Source organism: Bacillus vallismortis, assembly GCF_040784915.1.
Classification (GTDB): domain Bacteria; phylum Bacillota; class Bacilli; order Bacillales; family Bacillaceae; genus Bacillus; species Bacillus subtilis_G.
The window spans coordinates 1,501,264-1,525,613 of record NZ_CP160797.1 but is presented as its reverse complement, the minus strand read 5'-3'; the positions used below and the strand labels follow the sequence as shown (position 1 = coordinate 1,525,613).

Annotated in this window: 21 protein-coding genes and 1 pseudogene; 7 read left to right on the top strand and 15 right to left on the bottom strand. The window is 41.8% G+C overall.

Annotation, left to right across the window (positions count from 1 at the left end; translation table 11 throughout):
• The first annotated feature begins 29 nt into the window (after positions 1-29).
• A complete protein-coding gene (locus ABZM97_RS07735; RefSeq protein ID WP_087991019.1) occupies positions 30-494 on the top strand; it encodes a YkyB family protein in 465 nt (154 codons plus the stop codon).
• Positions 495-536: 42 nt separating this feature from the next.
• On the opposite strand, the gene cheV is transcribed toward ABZM97_RS07735, so the two are convergent.
• On the bottom strand, positions 537-1,448 hold the full coding sequence (gene cheV, locus ABZM97_RS07730; RefSeq protein WP_087991018.1) for a chemotaxis protein CheV: 912 nt from the start codon (positions 1,446-1,448) through the stop codon (positions 537-539).
• A gap of 206 nt (positions 1,449-1,654) precedes the next feature.
• Here cheV and ABZM97_RS07725 point away from each other — a divergent pair, with 206 nt between their 5' ends.
• Complete coding sequence (locus ABZM97_RS07725; RefSeq protein WP_087991017.1) at positions 1,655-1,816, top strand: hypothetical protein; 162 nt, start codon at positions 1,655-1,657, stop codon at positions 1,814-1,816.
• A gap of 201 nt (positions 1,817-2,017) precedes the next feature.
• Entirely contained in the window at positions 2,018-3,199 is a 1,182-nt protein-coding gene (locus tag ABZM97_RS07720) for an aminotransferase A (RefSeq protein WP_087991016.1), read from the top strand.
• A gap of 9 nt (positions 3,200-3,208) precedes the next feature.
• On the opposite strand, the gene kinA is transcribed toward ABZM97_RS07720, so the two are convergent.
• Complete coding sequence (kinA, locus tag ABZM97_RS07715) at positions 3,209-5,029, bottom strand: sporulation histidine kinase KinA (protein ID WP_253269050.1); 1,821 nt, start codon at positions 5,027-5,029, stop codon at positions 3,209-3,211.
• Positions 5,030-5,190: 161 nt separating this feature from the next.
• Positions 5,191-7,308, bottom strand: a complete 2,118-nt coding sequence (locus tag ABZM97_RS07710) for a penicillin-binding protein 2 (RefSeq protein WP_141113383.1) — start codon at positions 7,306-7,308, stop codon at positions 5,191-5,193.
• A 336-nt stretch (positions 7,309-7,644) separates the two neighbouring features.
• Between ABZM97_RS07710 and ABZM97_RS07705 the strand changes: the two genes are divergently transcribed.
• Positions 7,645-8,421 carry a CAP domain-containing protein gene (locus ABZM97_RS07705; RefSeq protein ID WP_367387369.1) on the top strand — a complete coding sequence of 259 codons (777 nt, stop codon included), beginning with the start codon at positions 7,645-7,647 and terminating at the stop codon, positions 8,419-8,421.
• Between the two features lie 39 nt (positions 8,422-8,460).
• Here the strand turns inward: ABZM97_RS07705 and ABZM97_RS07700 are convergent, their stop codons facing one another.
• Both ABZM97_RS07700 and mcpC read right to left on the bottom strand, forming a co-directional pair.
• A complete protein-coding gene (locus ABZM97_RS07700; RefSeq protein ID WP_087991014.1) occupies positions 8,461-9,327 on the bottom strand; it encodes an NAD(P)-dependent oxidoreductase in 867 nt (288 codons plus the stop codon).
• Between the two features lie 141 nt (positions 9,328-9,468).
• Positions 9,469-11,436 carry a methyl-accepting chemotaxis protein McpC gene (mcpC, locus tag ABZM97_RS07695; protein ID WP_202328610.1) on the bottom strand — a complete coding sequence of 656 codons (1,968 nt, stop codon included), beginning with the start codon at positions 11,434-11,436 and terminating at the stop codon, positions 9,469-9,471.
• Positions 11,437-11,589: 153 nt separating this feature from the next.
• Between mcpC and ABZM97_RS07690 the strand changes: the two are divergent.
• Positions 11,590-12,120: pseudogene (locus ABZM97_RS07690) on the top strand (GNAT family N-acetyltransferase).
• Positions 12,121-12,167: 47 nt separating this feature from the next.
• Here ABZM97_RS07690 and splB read toward each other — a convergent pair.
• From splB to ABZM97_RS07655, 7 genes are all read right to left on the bottom strand, one after another.
• Entirely contained in the window at positions 12,168-13,196 is a 1,029-nt protein-coding gene (gene splB / locus ABZM97_RS07685; RefSeq protein WP_087991012.1) for a spore photoproduct lyase, read from the bottom strand.
• 77 nt (positions 13,197-13,273) lie between these two features.
• Complete coding sequence (gene splA / locus ABZM97_RS07680) at positions 13,274-13,513, bottom strand: splAB operon transcriptional regulator SplA (protein ID WP_087991011.1); 240 nt, start codon at positions 13,511-13,513, stop codon at positions 13,274-13,276.
• Between the two features lie 93 nt (positions 13,514-13,606).
• Entirely contained in the window at positions 13,607-15,319 is a 1,713-nt protein-coding gene (gene ptsP, locus ABZM97_RS07675) for a phosphoenolpyruvate--protein phosphotransferase (RefSeq protein WP_087991010.1), read from the bottom strand.
• Positions 15,319-15,585: a phosphocarrier protein HPr gene (locus ABZM97_RS07670; RefSeq protein ID WP_003218637.1), complete on the bottom strand. Its 267-nt coding sequence runs from the start codon at positions 15,583-15,585 to the stop codon at positions 15,319-15,321. The genes ptsP and ABZM97_RS07670 overlap by 1 nt, the downstream gene beginning before the upstream one ends.
• A gap of 96 nt (positions 15,586-15,681) precedes the next feature.
• Complete coding sequence (gene ptsG / locus ABZM97_RS07665) at positions 15,682-17,781, bottom strand: PTS glucose transporter subunit IIABC (RefSeq protein WP_087991009.1); 2,100 nt, start codon at positions 17,779-17,781, stop codon at positions 15,682-15,684.
• Positions 17,782-18,010: 229 nt separating this feature from the next.
• A complete protein-coding gene (glcT, locus tag ABZM97_RS07660) occupies positions 18,011-18,877 on the bottom strand; it encodes a ptsGHI operon transcription antiterminator GlcT (protein ID WP_087991008.1) in 867 nt (288 codons plus the stop codon).
• A gap of 61 nt (positions 18,878-18,938) precedes the next feature.
• Entirely contained in the window at positions 18,939-19,904 is a 966-nt protein-coding gene (locus tag ABZM97_RS07655; protein WP_087991007.1) for a LacI family DNA-binding transcriptional regulator, read from the bottom strand.
• Positions 19,905-20,009: 105 nt separating this feature from the next.
• Here ABZM97_RS07655 and ABZM97_RS07650 point away from each other — a divergent pair, with 105 nt between their 5' ends.
• Entirely contained in the window at positions 20,010-20,135 is a 126-nt protein-coding gene (locus tag ABZM97_RS07650; RefSeq protein WP_277986990.1) for a hypothetical protein, read from the top strand.
• Between the two features lie 50 nt (positions 20,136-20,185).
• Here ABZM97_RS07650 and papB read toward each other — a convergent pair whose 3' ends face one another.
• On the bottom strand, positions 20,186-21,280 hold the full coding sequence (papB, locus tag ABZM97_RS07645) for a di/tri-peptidase (RefSeq protein ID WP_087991046.1): 1,095 nt from the start codon (positions 21,278-21,280) through the stop codon (positions 20,186-20,188).
• Between the two features lie 162 nt (positions 21,281-21,442).
• Between papB and ABZM97_RS07640 the strand changes: the two genes are divergently transcribed.
• Positions 21,443-21,646 carry a hypothetical protein gene (locus tag ABZM97_RS07640; protein ID WP_087991006.1) on the top strand — a complete coding sequence of 68 codons (204 nt, stop codon included), beginning with the start codon at positions 21,443-21,445 and terminating at the stop codon, positions 21,644-21,646.
• 37 nt (positions 21,647-21,683) lie between these two features.
• Here ABZM97_RS07640 and pfeT read toward each other — a convergent pair whose 3' ends face one another.
• Positions 21,684-23,597 (bottom strand): metal-transporting ATPase PfeT, encoded by a 1,914-nt coding sequence (gene pfeT / locus ABZM97_RS07635; RefSeq protein ID WP_087991005.1) that lies wholly within the window; start codon positions 23,595-23,597, stop codon positions 21,684-21,686.
• 235 nt (positions 23,598-23,832) lie between these two features.
• A complete protein-coding gene (gene stoA / locus ABZM97_RS07630) occupies positions 23,833-24,330 on the bottom strand; it encodes an endospore biogenesis thiol-disulfide oxidoreductase StoA (RefSeq protein ID WP_087991004.1) in 498 nt (165 codons plus the stop codon).
• Positions 24,331-24,350 lie beyond the last annotated feature (20 nt).

The following is a 24,350-nucleotide window of genomic DNA, read 5'->3' as shown; positions in this document are numbered from 1 at the left end:
GAACTTGATAAGAGCAAAGGAGAGAAATAATGGACGACCATGCATATACGAAAGATCTGCAGCCAACCGTAGAAAATCTTTCAAAAGCAGTTTACACAGTGAACCGCCATGCAAAAACCGCCCCCAACCCTAAATACCTATATCTGCTGAAAAAACGGGCTTTGCAAAAGCTTGTCAAAGAAGGTAAAGGAAAGAAAATAGGGCTTCATTTTTCAAAAAATCCAAGGTTCAGCCAACAGCAATCGGACGTGCTTATCTCAATCGGAGACTACTATTTTCACATGCCTCCAACTAAAGAAGACTTCGAACATCTTCCGCATTTAGGTACACTTAATCAGTCGTACCGAAATCCTAAAGCTCAAATGTCTTTAACAAAGGCGAAACACCTATTGCAAGAATATGTCGGCATGAAAGAAAAGCCGCTTGTGACAAATCGCCAGCAGCCAGCTTATCATAAACCCGTCTTTAAAAAACTCGGCGAGAGTTACTTTTAAAATAAAAACAGCCGTGCCCCTTCGGGCATCGGCTGTTTTTATTTATTCGATAACATACGTATCCACTTTTTTAATCAAATCACTGATCTCAGGCTTGCTGATTTGCTCATCTGCGCCAACGACTTCTCCGCGGTGACGCAAATCATCGGTAATTAACGATGAGAAAATCATAACCGGAACTTCTGAGCTTTTCGGATTTTCCTTCAACAGCTTTGTGAGCCTGTGTCCGTCCATTTTTGGCATTTCAATATCAGTGATGATCATATCAATCTGTTCTGATAAATCCGTTTCGTTTTCAGCAAGGTTCATAATGTACTCATAAGCCTCTTTTCCGTTTTCAAACGAAGAAACATTGTTGTACCCTGCTTCTTTTAACTCATCCTGCAAAAGACGCATCAAAAGCGGTGAGTCCTCTACAATGATAAGCTTTTTATCAGCTCTTCTTTGATCGAAGCCCTCGGTATGCATATTGTACGTATCCACACCTGAGTCTGATTCAATATCATAAATAATTTTTTCATAGTCAGGCAAAAAGATCATCAAGTCTTCAAGCTTAATAATTCCGGTAAGGTGCCGCTCCATTCCTTGATTTAACGATGTCGGCTTTTCAATTGCTTCCCAGGATACTCTGTGAATTTGAGAAACAGAGCCGACATGGAAAACAATTTTCCTTTTATTAAATTCAGTCACGATATATTTCTCGTCTTTTGATCCATCAGGCTCAACTCCAAAAAATGAGAAGAGGCTGATCACAGGGAGAATTTCTCCTCTGATCTTAATCATGCCTTCTACATGCTGATGGGAGTGAGGCACTGTTGTCACCTCGACTGGCTGAATAATTTCTCTTACCTTCATGACGTTAATTCCGAAAGCATTATCGCCCACGCCAAACTTCACAATTTCTAATTCATTTGTACCAGAATCCAATAAAATCTCGTATTGTTGTAACGACACTTCAATCCCTCGCTATTCGCATTCAGTATTGTACTGTATATATCGGCGTAAATTGTAAAAAGTGAATGGCATGGCTCTTCAAAATCGGATTCGGATAGCGTCTTGCCGCGTTTCTTAAAAAAAGAAACTTTTTTCCTAATAACCATTGACTTTCCAACTAGCAGTGATAAAATAGTCAAGGATTTTTCCAAAGAAGGGTGTAAATAATGGGTACCTTAGTAATATTTAAAGTAAATGAAATGACTGTTTTAGAAGATATCAGTGAAGAGACTTACCTGGATATGAAGAAAGAATCAGCTGACCTTCAAGAAGAGCATCCCCCGTATATGATTTGGCACCAAGACCTTCATTTTGATTATGGTTATTAATGAAATCGGCACATATAAACAATAATAGAACATGATACAATAAAGACAATCAAAGCGCTGGTTGTCTTCTTTTTTTCTGTAAAGAAAGGTATGTTTAGAAAAAAGGTGCATACAATCGAAATATATCGGCTAAAAAGATGACAAATGGTCAGCTAGTGGTAAAATAGGATAAACTCATTATATTTGTTAAGGTGATGAATTATGGAACATTTGCTGAATCCGAAAGCAAGAGAGATTGAAATTTCAGGAATACGCAAATTCTCAAATCTTGTAGCTCAACACGAAGATGTCATTTCACTTACAATCGGCCAGCCTGATTTTTTTACGCCGCATCATGTGAAAGCTGCCGCAAAAAAAGCCATTGATGAAAACGTGACGTCATATACTCCGAACGCCGGCTATCTTGAGCTGAGACAAGCAGTACAGATTTATATGAAGAAAAAAGCGGATTTCAACTATGATGCTGAATCTGAAATCATCATCACAACAGGCGCAAGTCAAGCCATTGATGCTGCATTCCGGACGATTTTATCGCCTGGTGATGAAGTGATTATGCCAGGCCCGATTTATCCAGGCTATGAACCTATTATCAATTTGTGCGGCGCTAAGCCTGTTATTGTTGATACCAGGTCACATGGCTTTAAGCTTACTGCCCGCCTGATTGAAGATGCTCTGACTCCTAACACCAAGTGTGTCGTGCTTCCTTATCCGTCAAATCCTACCGGTGTGACTTTATCTGATGAAGAGCTGAAAAGCATCGCCGCCCTTTTAAAAGGCAGAAATGTCTTCGTATTGTCTGATGAAATATACAGTGAATTAACATATGACAGACCGCATTACTCCATTGCTACGCATTTGCGGGATCAAACGATTGTCATTAACGGCTTGTCAAAATCACACAGCATGACTGGCTGGAGAATTGGATTTTTATTCGCGCCGAAAAACATTGCAAAGCACATTTTAAAGGTTCATCAATACAATGTGTCATGTGCGTCATCGATTTCTCAAAAAGCCGCGCTTGAAGCTGTGACAAACGGCTTTGACGACGCCCTGATTATGAGGGAACAATACAAAAAACGTCTGGACTATGTGTATGACCGCCTTGTTTCCATGGGACTTGACGTTGTCAAACCGTCAGGCGCGTTTTATATCTTCCCTTCTATTAAATCATTTGGAATGTCTTCATTTGATTTTAGTATGGCTCTTTTGGAGGATGCTGGTGTGGCACTCGTGCCGGGCAGCTCATTCTCAAAGTATGGTGAAGGATATGTGAGACTGTCTTTCGCATACTCGCTGGACACGCTAAGAGAAGGGCTGGACCGCTTAGAAATATTTGTATTAAAAAAACGGGAATCCATGCAGACGATAAACAACGGCGTTTAAGCCGTTGTTTTATTTTTTTGGAAATGAAATTTTAAACGCTGTGCCTTTTTCCGGCTGGCTGTCTACATGGATGACTCCCTGATGATTTTCAATGATATTATATGTAACCATCAGTCCAAGCCCCGTGCCTTTTTCTTTTGTCGTTAAAAATGGTTCTCCAATTCGGTTCAGCACCTTTTCAGGTATGCCTTCTCCTTCATCTTTGACAGTGACATGAACAGAATGCTCATCCTCAGTTATGATAATGTCTACTGTTCCCCCGTCAGGCATTGATTCAACCGCATTTTTAATTAAATTAATGAATACCTGCTTTAATTGATTCTGATCCCCGTTTATATAAATGCTGTCTCTTTCATAGCTGGTTCTGATAAAAATGCCATTCAAATTTGCCTGCGTTTCCAGCAGGGCCGAGACCTCACCTATTAATTTTTTCAGGTTCAAATATTCTTTAACGGCATTTTGCTGGGGTTTCGCCAGCATGAGAAGCTCACTGAGTATTAATTCAATGCGGCTGAGTTCAGAAAACACAATATCAAAGTAATGTTCATTTTCTTCCATTGTCGGTTTCATCAGCTGCAAAAATCCTTTGATCGCTGTCAGCGGGTTGCGGATCTCATGGGCGATTCCCGCCGCGAGCTGCCCTGCGATTGATAATTTTTCCGATTGCAGCATCAATTCTTCTGTTTGTTTTCTCTCAGAAATGTCCCGAAGAATGACTTGGACAGCCGCTTCACCAAAAAAGGTCGTCGGAATGCAGACCATCTCCGTATAAATGACCCTGTTCTGGAAGGTGAACCAGGATTGCTTGACAATTTCTGATTCTGTTTTTTGCTCGGCGATGTTTTGAATTCTCTCTTTTACGTCCTCATGATCGCAAGGGTGCAGCTGATCATATATGTTTTTGCCAATTAAATCCTCATAGGTAGCCGCTTCAAACAGTGAAATTCCCGACTCATTCATAAACACCCATTTTCCATTATGAATCACCGCAATGGTATCGATTGAATTTTGAATGAGCAGCTGATATCGTTCACGGCTTTTTTGCAGGATAGTTTGGAATTTTTTTCTTGAAGAGATATCGATCAGCAGCAGCAGTTCAGCCTGCTGGTTTTTGTAGACGGTCGGGGACGCTTTCACTTCTAAATGAACAGGTGTGCCATCAAGCCTTTTCCACGTCTGTTCAATCATTCCGACTTCCATTCCTTTTTGCATTCTTATAATCCTGTTTTTCACGATATCGTGATATTCTTCTTCAATAAATTCATAGGACCATTTGCCAATAATAGCATCCTTGCTTTTCGCTCCGAGCATTGAAAGCATTGCGCTGTTTGCATAGACGATCTTGCCTTTGACACTGATGCATAGCGGACTCGGGAGATTTTCAACTAACCGCTCATAATCATCCGTTATATATGTAGTCGATTCCGGGCTTGCAGGCTCGATTTCATGTTTTTCGCAGTTTAGGGATTGATGGCCTTTTTCTTCTTCAAGAACTTTCATTTTCAAAATGATTTCCCGTTCTGTCCGCTCAGCTCTTGTCGTAACAATTTCTACCGCAGCCTCCACCCACACAATTGTATGGTCTTTTTTTATAAAACGAAAGGTACACGGCATCAGGTGATGTTCATTATAAAAATAGCTTTCAACTAAAAATTGGTCTTCCTCATGCAGGAACGTTTTGAGGAATGATCCGATCATCTCTCCTTGGAGATAGCCCAAATGCAGTTTGGAGTTGGCAGATATATAAATGATACGTCCATTAGAGGCCAAGACTGCATGAATATCGGTTTTTGTTTGAAATGGTTTAACATGCTGCGTATCCTGTTCCACAGAATCCCTCCTTTGCATGATCATCTTGTTTCACATATACAGATTGACTTTTACCTAGTATGATTCGCTAGAAAATGAGTATTCTCCTTCTATTCTTATAGTGAACGTCAATTTTTGAATAAATGAAAGGGCGCACAATCTTTCAGATGTGCACCCTCTTTTTACTTTTTATTGTGTTTCTTTTCGAGCTCTGCGTAAGCGTGAATAGCTCTTTTGGCAATGAGTTTGTTAATTGGATCGTGGTCGTTTGCTACAGAAGGTACAACAACACTGAAAGCCACTTTTGGATTTTTCGACGGGTAATAGCCTACAAAAGTTAGGTTATATGTTTTTTTCCCCCACCAATTACGGTTCGTACCGTAGTAAAATGTTTCCGCTGTTCCTGTTTTTCCAGAAACATCTTCTGTAAACGTATTTTTAGCAGTCCCTGAAGCGGTAACTAATTTCATTCCGGTCTTTACCTGCTGTATGTCACTGTCTGTATTGTTAATTTTATTGAGAATATTTGGCTTTCGTTGTTCAATTGTTTTTCCGAGGCCGTCTTTATTGCTGGGCTCATGAACACTTGTAACAATTCTTGGCTGAATACGGTAGCCTCCATTAGCAATGGATGAGATGTACTGCGCCATTTGAAGCGGTGTGTATGTATCGTATTGGCCGATTGCCAAGTCTAAAATTAACCCCCCTACAGTTTCAGGCGTGGTTTGCATACCGGCTGATTCCTGAGGCAGATCAATACCTGTCTTTACACCCAGGCCAAACTGACTGTAATAATTTCTCATTTTATTCAAATCCTTCTGATCAGCAGGCAGAGGTCCATGCGGCTTATATGTTACACCTGCAATGTGCATGGCGACATTAAACATATATACGTTAGAGCTTTTTTGCAAAGCGGTTAATTCATTGATCGTTCCCATGTTGGTATAGGATTTTTTTATGAGATTTGTTCCTAAATACATCGGCCCATCAAAGAAATATTTATAATGCGGAATCCCGTCCTGATAGCCGGCAAGTACAGTCGCACCCTTTACTGCTGAACCCATTTCATATTGGGTTGTGAATGCTCCTATTGCATAATCTTGAACTTTATTTGTTTCTAAATCTATCTTTTTTCCTGCCATCGACAAAATATCGCCGTTATTCGGATCCATCATCACAACAAAGGCCCGGTCAAGCATATAGTTTCCGCGTGCACGGCTGTTTCTCACTTCTTCTTCAATAATTTTTTCTATCTTTGCCTGAAGCTCCATATCGAAAGAAAGCCGTAGATCGTATCCCCTGCTGCCTTTATCAATGGTTTTTTGGCTGACGACATTTCCTTTATTGTCTTCTACGTATTGCACTTTTTCTTTATGGGAATTTAAGTAGTCTTCATATTGATACTCTAAATAACTTTTCCCCACTCTGTCATTATTCGCATAGCCTCTTGTTAAGTAGAAATCTTTCCGGTCGCTCAGCAGGCCCTGTTCAGGTGTTGTGACGCCTCCGAAAACGGAATAGAGGGTTTTGTCATAAGGATATTTTCGTGTCCAATCGTTTACAATGTCAATCCCCGGAAGCTCTTCTAAATGCTCAGAAACAATTGAAATTTCATCATATGTTAAGTCATTTTTTGGTCTTTGGCTGGAGCTTTTCTTCTCATCAAGCAGCGTTCCGTTTTTTCCATTGCTGTTGCTTTCATTTGGGTTCATCGCCTTTACGATTTGAGGTTCGTAAGCATTACCGCTTGAAAACCTTGTATATATCGCTGCGATTTCCATTTCTTCGTCATTTCGCTGAATAGCCTTCAAATCTTCATCCGAAACACGCTCAATTTGGAGCTTGTAAGCCTCAGCCCCTTTTAGATCGCTTTCAGATTCCTTAAGCAGAGCGGCAGCTTTTTTCGGATGGGATGCGATCCAGTAATCACGCAAATCTCTATCCTTCAAAAATTCAGTATCAATATGAATGAAAGCAGCAAGCTTCTTCGCTGTTTTGATTTTATCCTCTGTTTTTGTGCTCGATGTTGAAACATAGACAATTTCAGGTACGCTCTGGTTATCGACAGCAACTTTCTGATTTCTGTCATACATCTTCCCTCGAGGCGCGGGATAATACGCTGTTTTTGCATTTGCTATCTCAGCGTCTTGTTCATGCTGTTCGCCTTCAACAATTTGAACAACGCCAAGCTTAAAGATTAATGCAGTGAATAGAAGAAAGACAGCAAGGAAAAAAAGGTTCATTCTGATGGCTCTGTTTCCTTTGCTCTTTTTCTTTGGTTCACGTCCTATTTCAGTCACTTCTGGTTACCCCTCTCAAATCATTCAATATATTTACATATACTGAGATTAATTGTAACACCTTTGTAATAGTTGTTACAGCAAAAAGGGATAAAAAAAGCTGTCAATATAAAAGCATATTTAAATTTAACTAACGATTCAAAAAAAAGGAATACATGTAACAGTGTGATAAAACATGATTTGCAGCTGATTCCCTGCTTTTCAAGGATTCAGCACACATTGGTTACAAAAATGACAATCTCTCTTTGTCAAAGGGAAGTGATGGATACTTTATGACAAAAAAGCTATGTTATGATTTTTTTGTAGCAACAAACAACTCTAGGAGGTTATGAACTAATGAAGAAAGCATTTATTTTATCTGCTGCCGCTGCGGTTGGATTATTCACATTCGGGGGCGTACAGCAAGCATCAGCGAAAGAACTCTCCTGCCAGCATGTGGTAAAGGTGAAAATGGGGAACACAGTGCAAAACATGTCTCTTAACGATATAGTAAAAAAACTTCATATTAAAACAAATATCAAAACATTAAACGCTGCAAATGAAAAAGAGCTTAAGCAGCTTCTTCAAAAACATGCGAAGCAGTCTAACATGAACATTCAGGATGTTCAAAAGACAGAGACTGCAAAACCTGCGCAAAAAACTACAAAAAAAGCACCTGCTACTGAACAAAATACTGCTGCTAAAGCACCTGCAGCTGCTGAAAAAACAAACAAAACAACATCTGCGCCTTCATCTGTAAGCGCGTATGAGAAAAAAGTTGTTGAGCTTACAAATGCAGAAAGACAAAAACAAGGCTTAAAGCCGCTTCAAATTGATGAAACGTTAAGCAAATCTGCACGCGCAAAATCTCAAGATATGAAAGACAAGAACTATTTTGACCACCAAAGCCCAACTTACGGCTCACCGTTTGATATGATGAAATCTTTCGGTATCAGCTACAAAACAGCAGGTGAAAACATCGCTAAGGGTCAAAAAACGCCAGAAGAAGTAGTAAAAGCTTGGATGAACAGTGAAGGACACAGAAAAAACATTCTAAACGCTAACTTTACTCATATTGGTGTCGGTTACGTTGAGTCCGGAAGCATCTGGACACAGCAATTTATCGGAAAATAATACAAAAAAGATTGCCTGTACCGTACAGGCAATCTTTTTTCATTTCACCCAAAGCTTATATATACTTTGAGTCCCGCTGTTTTCTTCGCCTTGTGCAGCGAGCTTGTCATATAAGGATTTCGCAAGGGACAAGCCTGGCATTTCTTCTCCCATTAATTCCGCTTCCTCCAACGCAATTCCCATATCTTTAATAAAATGCTTCACATAAAAACCCGGTTCAAAGTTGTCTTGCAGCATACGGGGAGCAAGATTTGACAATGACCAGCTTCCGGCTGCGCCCGTTGTGATGCTTTTCAGGACATTTTCCGGCTGCAGGCCTGATTTTTGAGCATATGCCATCGCTTCCGCCACACCGATCATGCCGGCTGCGATTGCAATCTGATTACACATTTTGGTATGCTGTCCGCTTCCAGCCGGTCCTTGATATTGAATATTTTCTCCCATTAAAGAGAAAATCGGCATGCAGGCTTCAAATGCATCTTTTTCTCCGCCAACCATAATCGCGAGTGTTCCGTTTTGTGCACCGATATCTCCGCCGGAAACAGGGGCATCTAAAGCGAACAATGCTTTTTCTTTGGCTGCTTCAGCAATCTTCTTCGCAAGCGAAGGTTTAGATGTGGTCATATCAATGAGATACGCGCCTTCTTTTGCGTTTTCAATAATTCCGTCGCTTCCAAAATACACTTCTTCAACATCACTGGGATAGCCGACCATTGTGATGATAACATCCGCTTCTTTTGAAAGATCTTTGACTGTTTCTTTCCATACTGCGCCTTTTTGCAGTATGCTGTCTGCTTTTTCTTTTGTCCGGGTATACACCAATACAGGATGGCCGTCATTCAGAATATGTGATGCCATGCTTTTTCCCATCACTCCAAGACCGATAAAACCAATTGTTTTTTTCAAGGTCATTCCTCCCAGATGTTTCGTTTTGATTTTAGTTAAAATTTATCATATTTCCTTCATTTTCTAGACTACCATATCTATTTATCTTATAGTAACTCTTAAAATAAAAAAATCCCCAAGTTTTTTGGGGATTTAATTGGATTACAATGTGAATTTCGTAATTGTGCTCATTAGCTCTTGGCTTGCATGCTTTAATGTTTCCGTTGAGTGTTTGACTTTATCAAGGGTGATCAGCTGTTCATCAGTCGATGCATTCACTTCCTCTGCTGCAGCTGCCGATTCCTGTGATATGGCCGAAATACTTTGAATCGCTTCAGAAATCGCGAGCTGCTCTTCACTCATTCTTTGAATTTCTTCGTAAATGTGATCAATGCCTTGAACCAGTGACTGCATTTCCACAGTAATCGTGTTTAATACCTCTCCTGTCTCATGAATGGCACTGTTTTGTTCATCATTCATTCTGCTTGCCTCAACCATTGCGTGAGAGGCCTCTTTCGTCTCAACCTGGATAAGCTTCACAGTCTCGCTGATATGCTTTGTAGAAAGCGCTGATTGCTCGGCAAGCTTTCTCACTTCTTCAGCTACGACGGCAAAGCCGCGTCCGCTTTCTCCGGCTCTGGCTGCCTCAATGCTGGCATTTAAAGCAAGCAAGTTCGTTTGATCAGAAATATTTGAAATAGCTGTAACGACTTCTTCGATATTCTTTGTTTGATTTTCTAAATCAAGCAGCATCGTTTCAACCTTTTTCGTTTCCGTGTTGGCTTCGTTTGACTTCATCAGCAGCTGGCCGAGCGCGTCAAGTCCTTTATAGCTTGCATTCTCAGACGATTTTGAGCGTTCTTTCATTCCGCCTGCCTCCGCAGCAATTTGTCTGATTTTAGTTGACAGACTTTCTGATTTTTCGTTAATAGTCTCTACTTCAGAAGCCTGCTCTGATGCCCCTGCGGCTACTTCTTCAATCGCTTTTGCAATTTGTCCGCTTGTTTCATTGGTTTCCGCAGAGACCACTGTTAACTGCTCAGAGGTATCAGATACTTTCCCTGAAGATAGTCTCACTTGTTCAACCATATCCTTCATATTTTCAACCATCTGATTAAAATCTCTTGTTAAAATCCCGACTTCATCCTTGGATTTTGATTCAGCATGAACGGTTAAATCGCCTTCGGAAACTGCCTTCGTTTTTGCGATCAGCTGCTGTATCGGACCGGTTATCGTTTTGGCCAGGAAGTAGCTGAGAATGATCGTAGCGATAAGCGCAATCAATGATATCCAAAGATTCGCCCGATTCATTTTATCGGAAATCCACATTAATTTATCGGTATCAAATTGCGTTCCGACTTTCCAGCCCGTTTCACCAATCGTTTGGTACACAATCATTTTACCATTTTCATCCTGTATCCCTTTTTTCTCAGATGCAATGGTTTTCAGTGTTTGATCCTTTGATATGTTTTTTCCTTGGTTTGACGGGTGTGCTAAAAGATTGCCGCTCGCATCAGCTAAAAAGGCAAATCCCTTGTAAGGCACCTTTTGCTTATTGACCATGCTCTGGATGGCAGAGAGTTTCAAATCGTAGCTGGCAACCCCCATCACTTTTTGCCCGTCAAGAACCGCTTTTGATGCTGTGACAATCATATCTCCTGTCACGACATCTTGATAAGGTTCCGTCCAAACGACTTGGTCCGGGGTTTCAGCTGCAAGCTTATACCATGGTCTCGATGTCGGATCATAATCATCAGCAAAATCGGCTTTCGGATATGTAAACATTTCTTTTTTTGCGGTGCCTATGTAAGCCATCGCAACATAATCATCGTTATCTTTGATTTGTTTAATATCATCGTTAAACAGCCGAGAAGCTTCTTTACTTGGTTTTGTTACAAATGTACGAGTTAATTCCCCATTAGCCAATCTCGATAACGATATGGCATAACTCTTTAATTGCAATTCAATATTTTGTTCAAGTGACTGCGTCACGTTTTGAGTTGTATTTTTCCCATCCTCTGTAATCATCGGTTTCAGCGTCAGATAAGAAGACAGCATTAAAAGAACAACTGTGACAATTAACATGATCGAAACAAAAACAGCAATCTTTATATGAAGTTTTTTAAACAAACCAATCCCCTCCTAATTTCTATATCGGCCCTTTCGTTTGAAAAATGAATAATCAAAAAAATAAATTATATGAACATCGAAATATATTTATTGAGAATTCAGACTTATATATAATGAAAACAACATACGGAGGGTGATGATCATACGAAAACAATGTACGTGCACAACGGCAGAAAATTTGAGGCTCTTCCATCAGAAACTATTCAGAGACTGACATAAAAGGTCTGATTTCTTCAAAAAGATTGTTTTCCTCCTCCGTTTTCTGAAGAATTGTTGTGGTCAGAGGAACAGCTTGACACCACATCAAAACCTTTCCGGAGGGCGCGCGACAGACAGCGGATCAATTAAAAATCATGATCCTCATGGAAATCCTTTATATGTAGTGGATATTTCAGTTTCTCCTCAGTATCGGAAGCTTGGAATCGGAAAATGGCTGATGAACACGATGTATGAGCTGACTGTTGACAAACGGCTCGAGCGCCTTCTAGGCGGCGGGCGTATTCCTTTTTATCATAAATACGCACACGAGATCAGCGCTGTACGATACGTTGAAGATGTGATGGATGCAGGAAAAAAGGCCCTATGCTGTTCTTTCTCCCTCATTGCGGCCGTTCACCGATTCGTCTAGTCGGCAATAATTTAGAGGATAAAGAATCATTGAATTTCGGCGTTTTAATGAAATGAAAAAATCCTTTTTATAAAAAAGCGAGCTGTTCATCATCACAGCCCGTTTAAGTGAAATATTCGATTTTCGCATTAGGGAAATAAGTATCAATATAGGATTCAAGCTTTTCCCGAAGATCATGCTCTTCATCTTTCTGATAAATATATTTCCCGATTCCGTAACGGCCCCATTTATAACGTCGCTTTTCTTCATCTAATTCGAGCTTTGTCTTAGGATAATTCTTCTCAATCACTCGTTTGGCCGGCTTTGTAAAACGGTGCTGAATTAATTCAAACGTAATATCATGTCTGACATCCTGCGGCAAAGCAGCATCAAGTTTTTCAAACAAATGTCTGTATCCTTCTTCCCAGCCTTCATGAATATAAATCGGTGCAACAATAAAGCCTAGCGGATATCCTGCTTTTGCCACTTTTACTGCGGCTTCTATCCGTTTATCAAGAGGTGAGGTTCCCGGCTCAAAGTTTTTAATCACATAGTCGGCATTAATACTGAATCTGAATCTCGTTTTCCCGTTATGCTTTGCGTCTAATAGGTGATCGACATGATGAAATTTCGTTACAAATCTGAGCTTTCCGAGCTCACTTTGTCCAAAATGTTCAATGGCGTGCTTCAGCGAGTGTGTCAGATGATCAATTCCTACTATGTCTGACGTACATGAGGCTTCAAACCTTGTGAACTCCGGCGCGCGCTCCTTCATATACTTATCAGCCTGGTCTAATATCTCTTCAACGTTTACATAGGTTCTAATATACGGCTTTGACCCCATGGTTGTTTGCAGGTAGCAGTAATGGCAATGCCCCATACAGCCTGTGGCAAACGGAATGGCGTATTCAGCCGAGGGTTTGGAAGAGTCAAACTTTAATGTTTTTCTGACACCGATGACTAAAGTTGATTTCGCGTTGCGATATTGCTGAAGATGATTTTTCCCTGGAATATTACGCACCTGATTGTGGGATGTCGTTTCTCTGATTTCAATGCCCATGTTCTCAAATTTATCCTGTAATTCTTGGGCCAGCGGATATTCCAGCGCTCTCGGTTCAATATAAACAAGTTGCGGAACAAATGGGTTCTGCATAATGCCACATCCTTTTCCTTTACTACCGTTACTTTTCTCATAAGACGGAAAGGATATGAGTTGTAATGATTTCCTTGTTACTCGTATGGATCGATATCAAATAGTTCTTTGTAAAGTGATTTCGCTTCTTCATAGCTTGCAAACACAGCATCATCCTCTGCAAACGGATGATAAGTTTCAAAAATAAACAGGGAAAGCTCACCTTCATGGTATGGATGGTGCATAATTTCGGCTTCCTTAATATGGGCAACATTGGCGGCGTGCGGATTTCTGTAGATCACGTACACTGTATCTCCTGCGTTAAATTGGTTTGACATACTATCCCTCCTCGCCATGTTATTGTGCCCTTCTATACCCTTGCTTATGAAAAAAACCAGACAGGCCGAAGGGCCGTCTGGTTTTTATATACATTACTTGAATGTTTCTTTTACGAACGCGACAACTTCTTCTGTCGTGCTCATAGATAAAATTTTCTCTTTGAATGACTCAGCTTCTTGTTTAGACAATTTGCTGATTTGTGTTCTTGCCGGAAGGATAGAAGTTGCGCTCATTGAGAACTCATCTAAGCCTAAGCCGAGAAGGATCGGGATCGCAATTTCGTCTCCTGCCATTTCTCCGCACATGCCAACCCATTTTCCTTCTTTGTGTGCCGCTTCAATTACGAGTGTAATCAAGCGAAGGATTGCAGGGTTGTATGGCTGATACAGATAAGATACACGCTCATTCATACGGTCAGCAGCCATTGTGTATTGAATCAAATCGTTTGTTCCAATACTGAAAAAATCAACTTCTTTAGCAAACTGATCAGCGATGACTGCAGTTGACGGAATTTCAACCATCATACCGACTTCAATATCGTCAGATACAGTCTGTCCCGCTTTGACAAGCTTTTCTTTTTCTTCAAGAAGGATCGCTTTTGCTTCTTTAAATTCGTTAACTGTCGCAATCATAGGGAACATGATTTTCAGGTTTCCGTATGTACTTGCACGAAGCAGCGCGCGAAGCTGTGTTCTGAAGATTTCTTGCTCTTCAAGGCAAAGACGAATCGCTCTGTATCCCAAGAACGGGTTCATTTCTTTAGGAAGATGCAGGTAAGGAAGCTCTTTGTCTCCGCCGATATCAAGTGTCCGCACGACAACTGATTTTCCTTCCATACGCTCAAGAACCGTTTTATATGCATCAAACTGCTCATCTTCTGTAGGCAGCTGATCTCTTCCCATGTAAAGGAATTCTGTACGGTAAAGGCCAACTGCTTCCCCGCCATTTTCAAGAACGCCTTTCACATCATCAGGAGTCCCGATGTTCGCTGCAAGCTCTACATGATGTCCGTCTTTTGAGACAGTCGGTTCATTGACAAGCTTCGCCCATTCAGCTTTTTGAGCCAAATAAGCATTATGTTTTTCCTCATACTCTTTTACAGTTTCCGCAGATGGGTCGATAATGACATCGCCATTAATACCGTCAACGATAACAGTTACGCCGTTTTGGATCGTGCCTGTAGCCGCTTTCGTACCAACAACTGCAGGAATCTCAAGAGAACGCGCCATGATGGCAGAGTGAGATGTGCGTCCGCCGATATCAGTTGTGAATCCTTTTACGAACTCACGGTTTAATTGAGCTGTGTCAGACGGTGTTAAGTCTTCAGCTATAATAATAACCTCTTCTGAGATCATGCTCGGGTTTGGAATTTCGACGCCAAGCAGGTGGCCGGTTACGCGTTTTGTTACGTCACGGATATCAGCCGCACGCTCTTTCATATATTCGTTGTCCATTGATTCAAACATAGTAACGAACATAGAAGACGTTTCTTTTAAAGCGAATTCAGCGTTCACTGAATCAGTGCTGATTTTTTCTTTCACAGGGTTTAGAAGCTCAGGGTCACTGAGAACTAAAAGGTGAGCAGAAAAAATGTCAGCTTTATCCTGACCAAGTTCTTTCAGAGCGTGCTCTTTGATTTTTTCGAGCTCTTCTTTTGAACGTGCAATCGCTTCATCAAAACGGCTTACTTCCGCTTCAGAATCAGAGATGTTTTTCTTTTCAACCGTTAAATCTGGCTCTTCAAGCCGGTACGCTTTTGCAATCGCGATGCCGGCTGAAGCGCCAATCCCTTTTAATTCTTGCATTACTCGCCGAGTCCTTCGCTTTTCATTGTTTCTTCTAAAGCGTTAAGAGCATCGTTTTCGTCAGCGCCAGTAGCAGAGATTGTGATCTCAGCACCTTTAGCGATACCTAGAGACATAACACCCATAATAGATTTAAGGTTTACTGTTTTGCCGTTATATTCTAAATTCACGTCAGCGTCGTATTTGCTTGCAGTTTGTACAAGAACTGTCGCAGGACGAGCGTGGATTCCAGAATCTGCAGTTACTTTAAATGTTTTTTGTGCCATTTTTATCATTCTCCTTTTAACTTAAAGCTATATTACTTCACAATATTATATCATACAGCCGTACTTGTCATCTGACAAGCACAGCGTACTAACACCTTATTTTTCAATCTTCACAATTTCTTCTTGTTCTCTGTTGACTGAGCCGCTTGCCTTAATGCTGACTGTTTCGCCTTCAGCAAGGTTCGTAAACACAATCGGTGTCATAAGAGACGGTACATTTGGTTTGACTGCGTCCAGATCAACTTCAAGAAGTTTCTGTCCAGGCTCAACGCGGTCTCCTTCTGATACGAAAGACGTAAATCCTTCGCCCTTCAGGCTGACAGTATCAATACCAAAGTGGATCAAAATTTCTCTTCCGCCGTCTGATTGCAGGCCGATCGCATGTTTCGTCGGGAACACATTTAGAATTTTTCCTCGAACCGGTGATACGACAATACCTTCTGAAGGGAGAACCGCAAAACCGTCACCCATCATTTTTCCTGAGAACACTTGGTCAGGAACATCAGTAATCGGGTGAATTTCTCCGGCAATCGGAGAAACGAAAACTTCCTCGCCGATTTCATTTTGCAGCGGTTCTGCAATGACTTCCTCAACCTGCTGACTTACTTCTTCTTGAGCAGATGTTGTCGGTTCAGGTCTTGGCTTGCGTCCCGCAATGATATCTTGCATTTGTGTTTTTAAACCGTCAGAACGAGGTCCGAAAATAGCCTGAATGTTGTTGCCGACTTCCAGCACGCCGGAAGCGCCAAGCTGTTTCAGACGGTCTTTATCAACCTTTTTCTGATCGTTTACAGTCACACGCAGACGAGTGATACAAGCATCAAGGTGTTTGATATTTTCCTGGTCACCCATTGCCTGCAGGATCTCATAAGGAAGATCTCCAGCTTCACCTGTTTTCCCAGTAGATGCAGTTTCAGCCGCAGCATCCTCGCGTCCAGGTGTTTTCAGATTAAATTTGCGGATGGCAAATCGGAACCCGAAGTAGTAAATGACCGCAATCGCTAAGCCGACAGGAATGACAAGCCACCATGCCGTCCGGTTCGGTAAAATACCGAATAGGAAGTAGTCAATTAAACCGCCGGAGAATGTCATACCAATCTTAACATTCAACAGCTGCATGACCATGAATGAAAGTCCCGCGAACACACAGTGAATCGCAAACAAGATAGGGGCAACGAATAGGAATGAGAATTCCAATGGCTCTGTGATCCCTGTTAAGAAGGATGTCAAGGCCGCTGAACCCATAATACCTGCAACGAGTTTTTTGTTTTTCGGTTTTGCTTCATGATAAATCGCAAGCGCCGCAGCAGGCAGACCGAACATCATAAATGGATATTTACCTGTCATGAACGTACCTGCTGTTAACTGTACGCCGTCTTTAATCTGCGCCATAAAGATACGCTGATCCCCGCGGATGATTTCTCCGGCAGCACTCTTATAGCTGAAGAATTCATACCAGAACGGCGAATAGAAAATGTGATGCAAACCGAATGGAATAAGTGAGCGTTCGATCACCCCGAAGATAAATGCAGCAAGGGTTGGATTCGCTTCCACTAATCCTGTTGAAAAGGAATTCAATCCATGCTGGATCGGAGGCCAGATCACTAACATAATAAGACCCAGAATCAGTGCAGAAATTGACGTAACAATTGGAACGAAACGTTTACCCGCAAAGAAACCAAGATATTGCGGCAGTTCAATTGTGTAAAATCTGTTGAATAATAATGCCGCTAACACACCGACGATAATACCGCCGAACACGCCTGTCGCCAAGGTAGGTATACCAAGCATGTTTACATATGCAGGATGGTTTTCCGTGAAGAACTTGGCTCTTTCGATTGAATCGGAAGGAATGGTTCCGTTTGCAACAAGAACCGCACTCATGGATACGTTCATCACCAGATAACCGATAATTGCAGCAATCCCTGCAACTCCATCACCGTTGGCAAGCCCGATGGCTACACCTACTGCGAATAGAAGCGGAAGATTATCAAAAACAATCTGTCCAGCGCTTTCCATAACACCTGCTACGAGCTGGACATTGTCATTGCTCAAGAAATGCAGGACTTCAATCATGTCCTTATTTTGCATCGCATTTCCGATCGCAAGCAAGATACCCGCAGCCGGAAGGATCGCAACTGGAAGCATAAGCGCACGCCCGATTTTTTGAAGAACGCCGAATAATGCTTTAAACATAAGAATTGACCTCCTCTTTTTACTAGTCTGACCTTACAGCTAAAAATCATGACAACGAATTCACAGGCGTAAGTCTCCCAGTTTAACCGTTTACATTTGCCCTTTTACACAACAAAAAGGGCATGAGCAAAATCGGGTGCACAAAAGAACGAGAATAGACTTCCCGTTTTTTCCCCTCAATCACTCATGCCTGATCGGATCAGTAACACGTTATAAGGATAAACTGAATTTATGAAATTTTATTGGTTAATCGGTACAGATGAAGCGTCAGATAAACCGCTTCCGCCTCATGAACTGGTTTCTTCAATGTTTGCTGCAAGATTTTAATCAATTTCCAAGCTGTATTGTAGCATAGTGGATATTCATTTTTCAATAACAACATTAATTTTTCTGGTTCTTTAGTCGGTTCTTCTTTTTTAATTCTTTCTATAGTAAATCTGATATGCCGGATCAGCCGCAAATAGTGGACACTTTCCTTGTTTACTTTCATTTGAAATGAGTCTTCAATCACCTCGACAAGCTGCGCCATCAGCTGCGAGTGCTGATTGACTTCGGACAGCGGACGGTTTGTCAGGGCCGAATGGATATGCAGGGCAATAAAACCGATCTCCCCCTCCGGAAGACAGATTCCCGCTTTTTCATTGATCATTTCTATGACTTCTTTGGCTATTTGGTATTCATCAGGATATAGTGACTGAGTCTCCATTAAAAATGGATTTTTCATATCAAAGCCCTGCTGCTGTCTTTTGATCGCAAATGCGATATGATCTGTCAGCGCAATGTGAATATGTTCATTTAATGAGTGGTTCGTCCTGTTGCTGATGTGATAGATGACATCGTTTGAAATATCAACGAGCTTTTCATCAACATAGTCAAGGAGCTTTTTAAACTGTTTTTGTTCCTTCTCGTCCTTTAAAATGAACATTTTTTCGTAGCCTTTATCTTCAATGACATCATCTTGTTTTTTTCCGAAACCAATACCTTTTCCGATTAAAACGACTTCGCTGTATTTATGATGAGAAGCAATTAATACGTTATTATTCAGTACCTTTTTCACTGTAAAGGACCCATTCACGATCCTCAGCTCCTTTGTCATTCAATACCTCATATCGTACATAACGAACGGAATGCACGTCAAACCTTTTTTCGATGCTTCACTAAACAGTCGATCTTTCGATGAGGCGGTAATCGAGAACTTTCCTCTCAATCGGCTGTCCCTGAATTCTTTTTTCCAGCATGGCAAACGCCTGCTTTCCCATTTCTTTTGTTTGAATATCGATCGTTGTGACACCAAGCGATTGACTGATTTCATGGTTATCAACGCTTAAGATGGCAAGCTCATCCGGTACCGATATCCGCTGGGCCTTTGCTTCAAGTAAAAGCCCTGCTGACACTTGATCATTGGCAACAAAAATAGCCGTCGGTTTTTCCTTCCACTTTTTCCACTTATGAAAAAGCGCCTTTCCATCATTGATTGTAATCGCTTTCTCAATCACCCAGTCTTCATGAAAGGCCTCTCCGATCTCTTCCAATGCTTCTTTATAGGCTTTGATTCGAAAATGGCTGTTCATGCCCTTTTTTCTTGCCAAACAGATTGCTATTTTTTTATGCCCTTTGGTAATTAAATAGTCCAAGCCGCACCTGAATGCTTGGTGGTGAGGAATGCTGATGGTTGGAAAACGGCCGATATCTGAATTCTGGCAAAGCAATATCGGGCCCTCCCATTCGATGAGCTTCTCATCAGCAAGCGATTTCGAACAAAAAATCAACCCGTCAACCTGCCGTTGCTTTAACTGGGACAGCGCAAAAATTTCTTTCTCCACATCATAGTTTGTTTGGAATAAAGAGAGGTGAATTCCGGATTCCGCGGCTGCGTCGGCTATCCCTGCAATCAGCTCTGCAAAATAAGGGAGATTAATCGTCGGCAAGACAACGCCAATCATATTTGAAAATCCTTTCGATAAATGCACAGCGTGAATATTTCTCGCGTACGCCAATGCTTCCATTGCCTCAAGCACTCTATTTCTTTTGTCTTCACTGACGTAAGGATGATTGTTTATGACTCGGGAAACCGTTGTAACGGAGACACCGGCTTTTTCTGCAATGTCTTTAATATTAGCCATAGATTCCCTTCTTTCTAAATCCCCTTGATCTGGAATGCGTTTCATACAATATGATATGAACATACCAGACATATTTTATGTTTTCAGCTGAAAGGAGAAGATTACATGGGTTTCTTCATTTTAATCGGGTTATGTCTGACTGTTCTTGGCGGCAGCTGCCTTGCTGTAAAACCTCTCGACCAAAAACATGAAATTAAACCATTTCGAACATTTGATGATTTTTTTATTTAATGTAGACAAAAAAGGACGATGTCGAGAACAAAGTCCTTTTTTATTTCCTGTTACGGCAGTATGATTAATTCCTTTGGATATTGGGTCAGAGCAACCGCTCCGTCCTTTGTTACATGAACGTCATCCTCAATGCGCACGCCGCCGATCTCAGGCACATAAATCCCCGGTTCGATCGTGTAGACCATGCCTTCCTGCAACAATGTATCGTTGGCTTGGCTCATTGATGGGTACTCATGGACAGAAATCCCAAGTCCGTGCCCCAGCCGGTGAGGAAAATAATCTCCGTATCCCGCTTTTTCAATGATTCCTCGGGCAGTTAAATCAAGATCGCCGATTCTGACACCGGGTTTACTTGCCTCCATTGCGGCTTTTTCCGCTTGAAGCACCGTCTCATAAATCTCCTCTTGCTTCGGATTGATGGTCTTGTATGCAAACGTTCTTGAAATATCAGAGCAGTAGCCGTCAAGAATAACACCGAGATCAAATAAAACAAAATCACCTTTCTTCAATGTGGCTGAACCCGGGTTTCCGTGGGGCTGGCCTGATTTTGTTCCGAATAAAACCATTGTGGAGAATGACATGCCCTGGATTCCTTTTTTCTTCAGCTCATACTCGATTTGAGCGAGCACTTCCACTTCACTAATGCCTTCACGCAAAGCGGCTGCGCCAACTTCAACACCGTAATCAGCAAGCTTCGCCGCCTCTTTCAGCAAACGTATTTCCTTGTCGTCTTTAATCAGGCGAAATTGGTTAAGTGTTTCTTCAGCTGATACAAACTGAGCCCCGCCGGCAGAATGCTTCAGCTGATCTGCGCGTGATAGTGAAATCGAATCCTTTTCTACTGCTAGTGTATGTATGCTGATATTTCGCTTTTTCAAGGCTTTCTCTATCAGCTCCCACGGATTTTCGTGATCCGCATAGCCAATGATTTCATAATTCCAGCCTGCGTTGCGGGCCTGGTCTGCTTCCATACCGGGACACACAAAGAAAGGCTCCTCTTCTTGAAAAATAAATAAACCCATCAATCTTTCATGCGGTTCTGTGTAAAAACCGGTTAAGTAAAAAACATTTTCTTTCGTATGAATAAATGCGGCAGTATGCCTCTGTTCCTTCAGCCATGAAGAGACGCGTTGTATTCTATTCACTTCTTGTCCTCCTTGCCATTTCAATGCATCGTTCTGTCTTCCATTGTAACAGGTTTTACAGGTGTTTGCCTTTCGCGGGGCCTTCATTTTCCGATCCATTTTATTTCCTTCCCCTCATCCTGTATACTGACAGTAGAGTTCAATCGCAGGGAGTTGTTCGTTTTGCTGATGAATTTTTTCAGACGAAAAGCAGTCATGCTCTTAACGGTTTTGGGGATTTCGGCTCCTTTTATCGGTATGAAGATGGCCGGCTTTTATTATTACAGCTCGATCATAGGCTGTGCAGCGGGTTTCCTTTGCTGCATCCTTGCGCTTATCATGGTTACGAAAAGATCTGATCAAGACAAAAAAGAAGGTAACATTTAATCCATAAAAAAACAGCAGCCCGATTGGACTGCTGTTTTTATTTTAAAAGCCTTAATCCGTTCAATATCACCAAGATTGTACTTCCCTCATGACCAATCACGCCAAATGGCAATTCCATCACCTGTAAAAAGTTTGCACAAATCAGCAGGCAGATCACAGCTAGAGAGAACACGATATTTTGTTTGACAATCCTGTTCATTTTCCGTGACAAGCGGCACATGTTAACAAGTTTTTTCAAATCATTTTGCATGAGGACCATATCAGCGGTCTCAAGAGCGACATCTGTCCCGCCGCCCATTGCAATGCCAATATCCGCCGCTTTAAGGGCCGGCGCATCATTGATTCCGTCACCGACCATTGCAATCGTTCCGAATTCTTCTTTTAATCGTTTGATCTCATTCACTTTTTGGTCAGGCAGGCACTCTGCCGCAACAGTTGTCATTCCGGCTTCCTTCGCTATTGCTTGAGCCGTATCCTCATGATCTCCTGTCAGCATCGCCGTTTTAATCCCTAGTCGGTTCAATTCTTCCATGACCTCTTTTGCTTCAGTCCTGATTTGATCTTTCAGTGCGATACAGCCCGCTATTTGATCATCCTTTTTCACAAATACAACCGTTTGGCCGCTTTGAATGACTTCTGATGCTGTTTGATTTATAAATTGTGCTGCCTTTTCCTCGCCGATAAAACCCGCTTTACCGATCTTCCATTTCGCGCCCGACACTTCTGCCATAACACCAAACCCTGATGTTTCTTCTATAGATATGTAGCCGGGCTGATTCACGCCGCGGCTTTCAGCGTACGCTGTTATGGCTTGAGCGAGCGGATGGCTTGATTGTGTTTCGATGGCATAGACGGCCTCTAGAACCTCCGTTTCGCTGAATCCTTCTGCGATTCTAAGAGTTTCAACGGCAGGCTGGCCTTTTGTTACAGTGCCCGTTTTGTCAAAGGCGATCATTTGCACAGAGCCCAGCTGCTCAAGAAAGACGCTTCCTTTTACAAGCATACCGTTGCGGGCGCCATTTGAAATCAAGGAAAGCGCCGCCGGCATAATAGAGGCGACAAGCGCACAAGGTGAGGCGACAACCATAAACACCATTGCGCGGTAGAAGGTTTCACTCCAGCTCCACCCCAGCGTAAAGTGCGGCACGAATAACAAGAGCCCCACCGCAATCAGCACACCTTTTACATAAGCATTTTCAAATCGTTCGATGAAAGCCTGCGCGGGTGAAACACTGCTTTGCGCAGATTCAACCAGTTTGATGATTTTTCTGAATAACGAATCTTCATTTGCTTTTGTGACACGGACGGTCAAGGAGCCGTTGCGATTCACAGTCCCCGTAAATACAGCGTCACCGGTGTTTTTTTCCACAGGCATTGACTCACCTGTTAATGCTGACTCATCAAGGCTTGTTGAGCCCGATTCAATGACACCGTCTGCCGCTACTCGTTCTCCAGGTTTGATCACAATCATATCACCGGCCTGCAAGTCGGAAACCGCAACTCTTTTGGTTTCGCCATTGACCATCAGTGTCGCTTCTTCTGGCTCAAGCTGCATCAAAGAAGTTAAATCTCTGCTGCTTTTATGCATCGTGTATGTTTCTAAAGCTCCGCTTAAGGAAAAAATAAATATTAAAATAGCACCCTCTGCCCAATATCCGATCACGGCGGAACCAATGGCAGCGAAAATCATTAAAAGTTCTACATTCAGTGTTTTGGATTCGAACGTTTCTTCGATTCCTTCCTTTGCTTTAGCAAACCCGCCGATCACAAAAGCCAGCAAGTAAAGCGTTACTGATAATACTTGATGTCCGGATAAAAGCCATCCGGCCAAAATAAGAGCGCCTGACACGAGTGCTGCAATAAGCTCGGCATGCTGCGCCCAGTTTTTTTCTCTCTGTTCTGTTTTTAATGGCTCGTGCGGATCGTGTTGAGCGATAACCTGTTCATTCATATTAAATTCCCCTCTCTAATTGAGAACGCAAATCATCTTCATTTCCCTTATAAAAACAAAATTGCCGCCCATAAGGCAGCTTTATCGTCAATTATTTCTCGATGTCTTCCTTTATTATAGCACGCACGAAGAGAATTTCAATTATAATTATTTTAATTTCTTTTTGATAATAATTATCATTAATGTTTATCCAATTCGTCATGATATGAAAAAAGCTGAGAGTTTATGCTCTCAGCTATTCTTCCGTCCATTCTTTCAGTTGTTCTGCCGTCATCGGGCCTACTTTTGTTTTTTCAATTTCGCCCTTTTCATTCAGCATAAACGAAGTTGGGATCGTTATGATATGATATTCCTTCATCAATTCTCCTTTTGAATCAAGAACAATCGGAAATGTCAGCTTGTTTGCTTTAATAAAGTCTTCAACGGTTTGCTGATTTTGTTCGGCGTTCACTAAATTCACCGTTATCAGCTTTACACTGTCTGTTTGATGGGCATCATAATATGATTGAAACTGGGGAAGCTCCTTTTTGCAGGGCGGACACCACGATGTCCAAAAATGCAGGATCGTTTTTTGTCCTTTATTCGGGATCGAGATATCCTCCCCTTCTATTGTTTTCATAAGAAAAACAGCGGGAACTGCAGGCTGTTTATCCTCAGCGGCTGCCACATCGGGAAAAAACGCAATCATCCCCAATAACATAAGGCATACAGTAAGCAAACGCTTCGTCAACATGGAATCTTCCTTTCATGCTT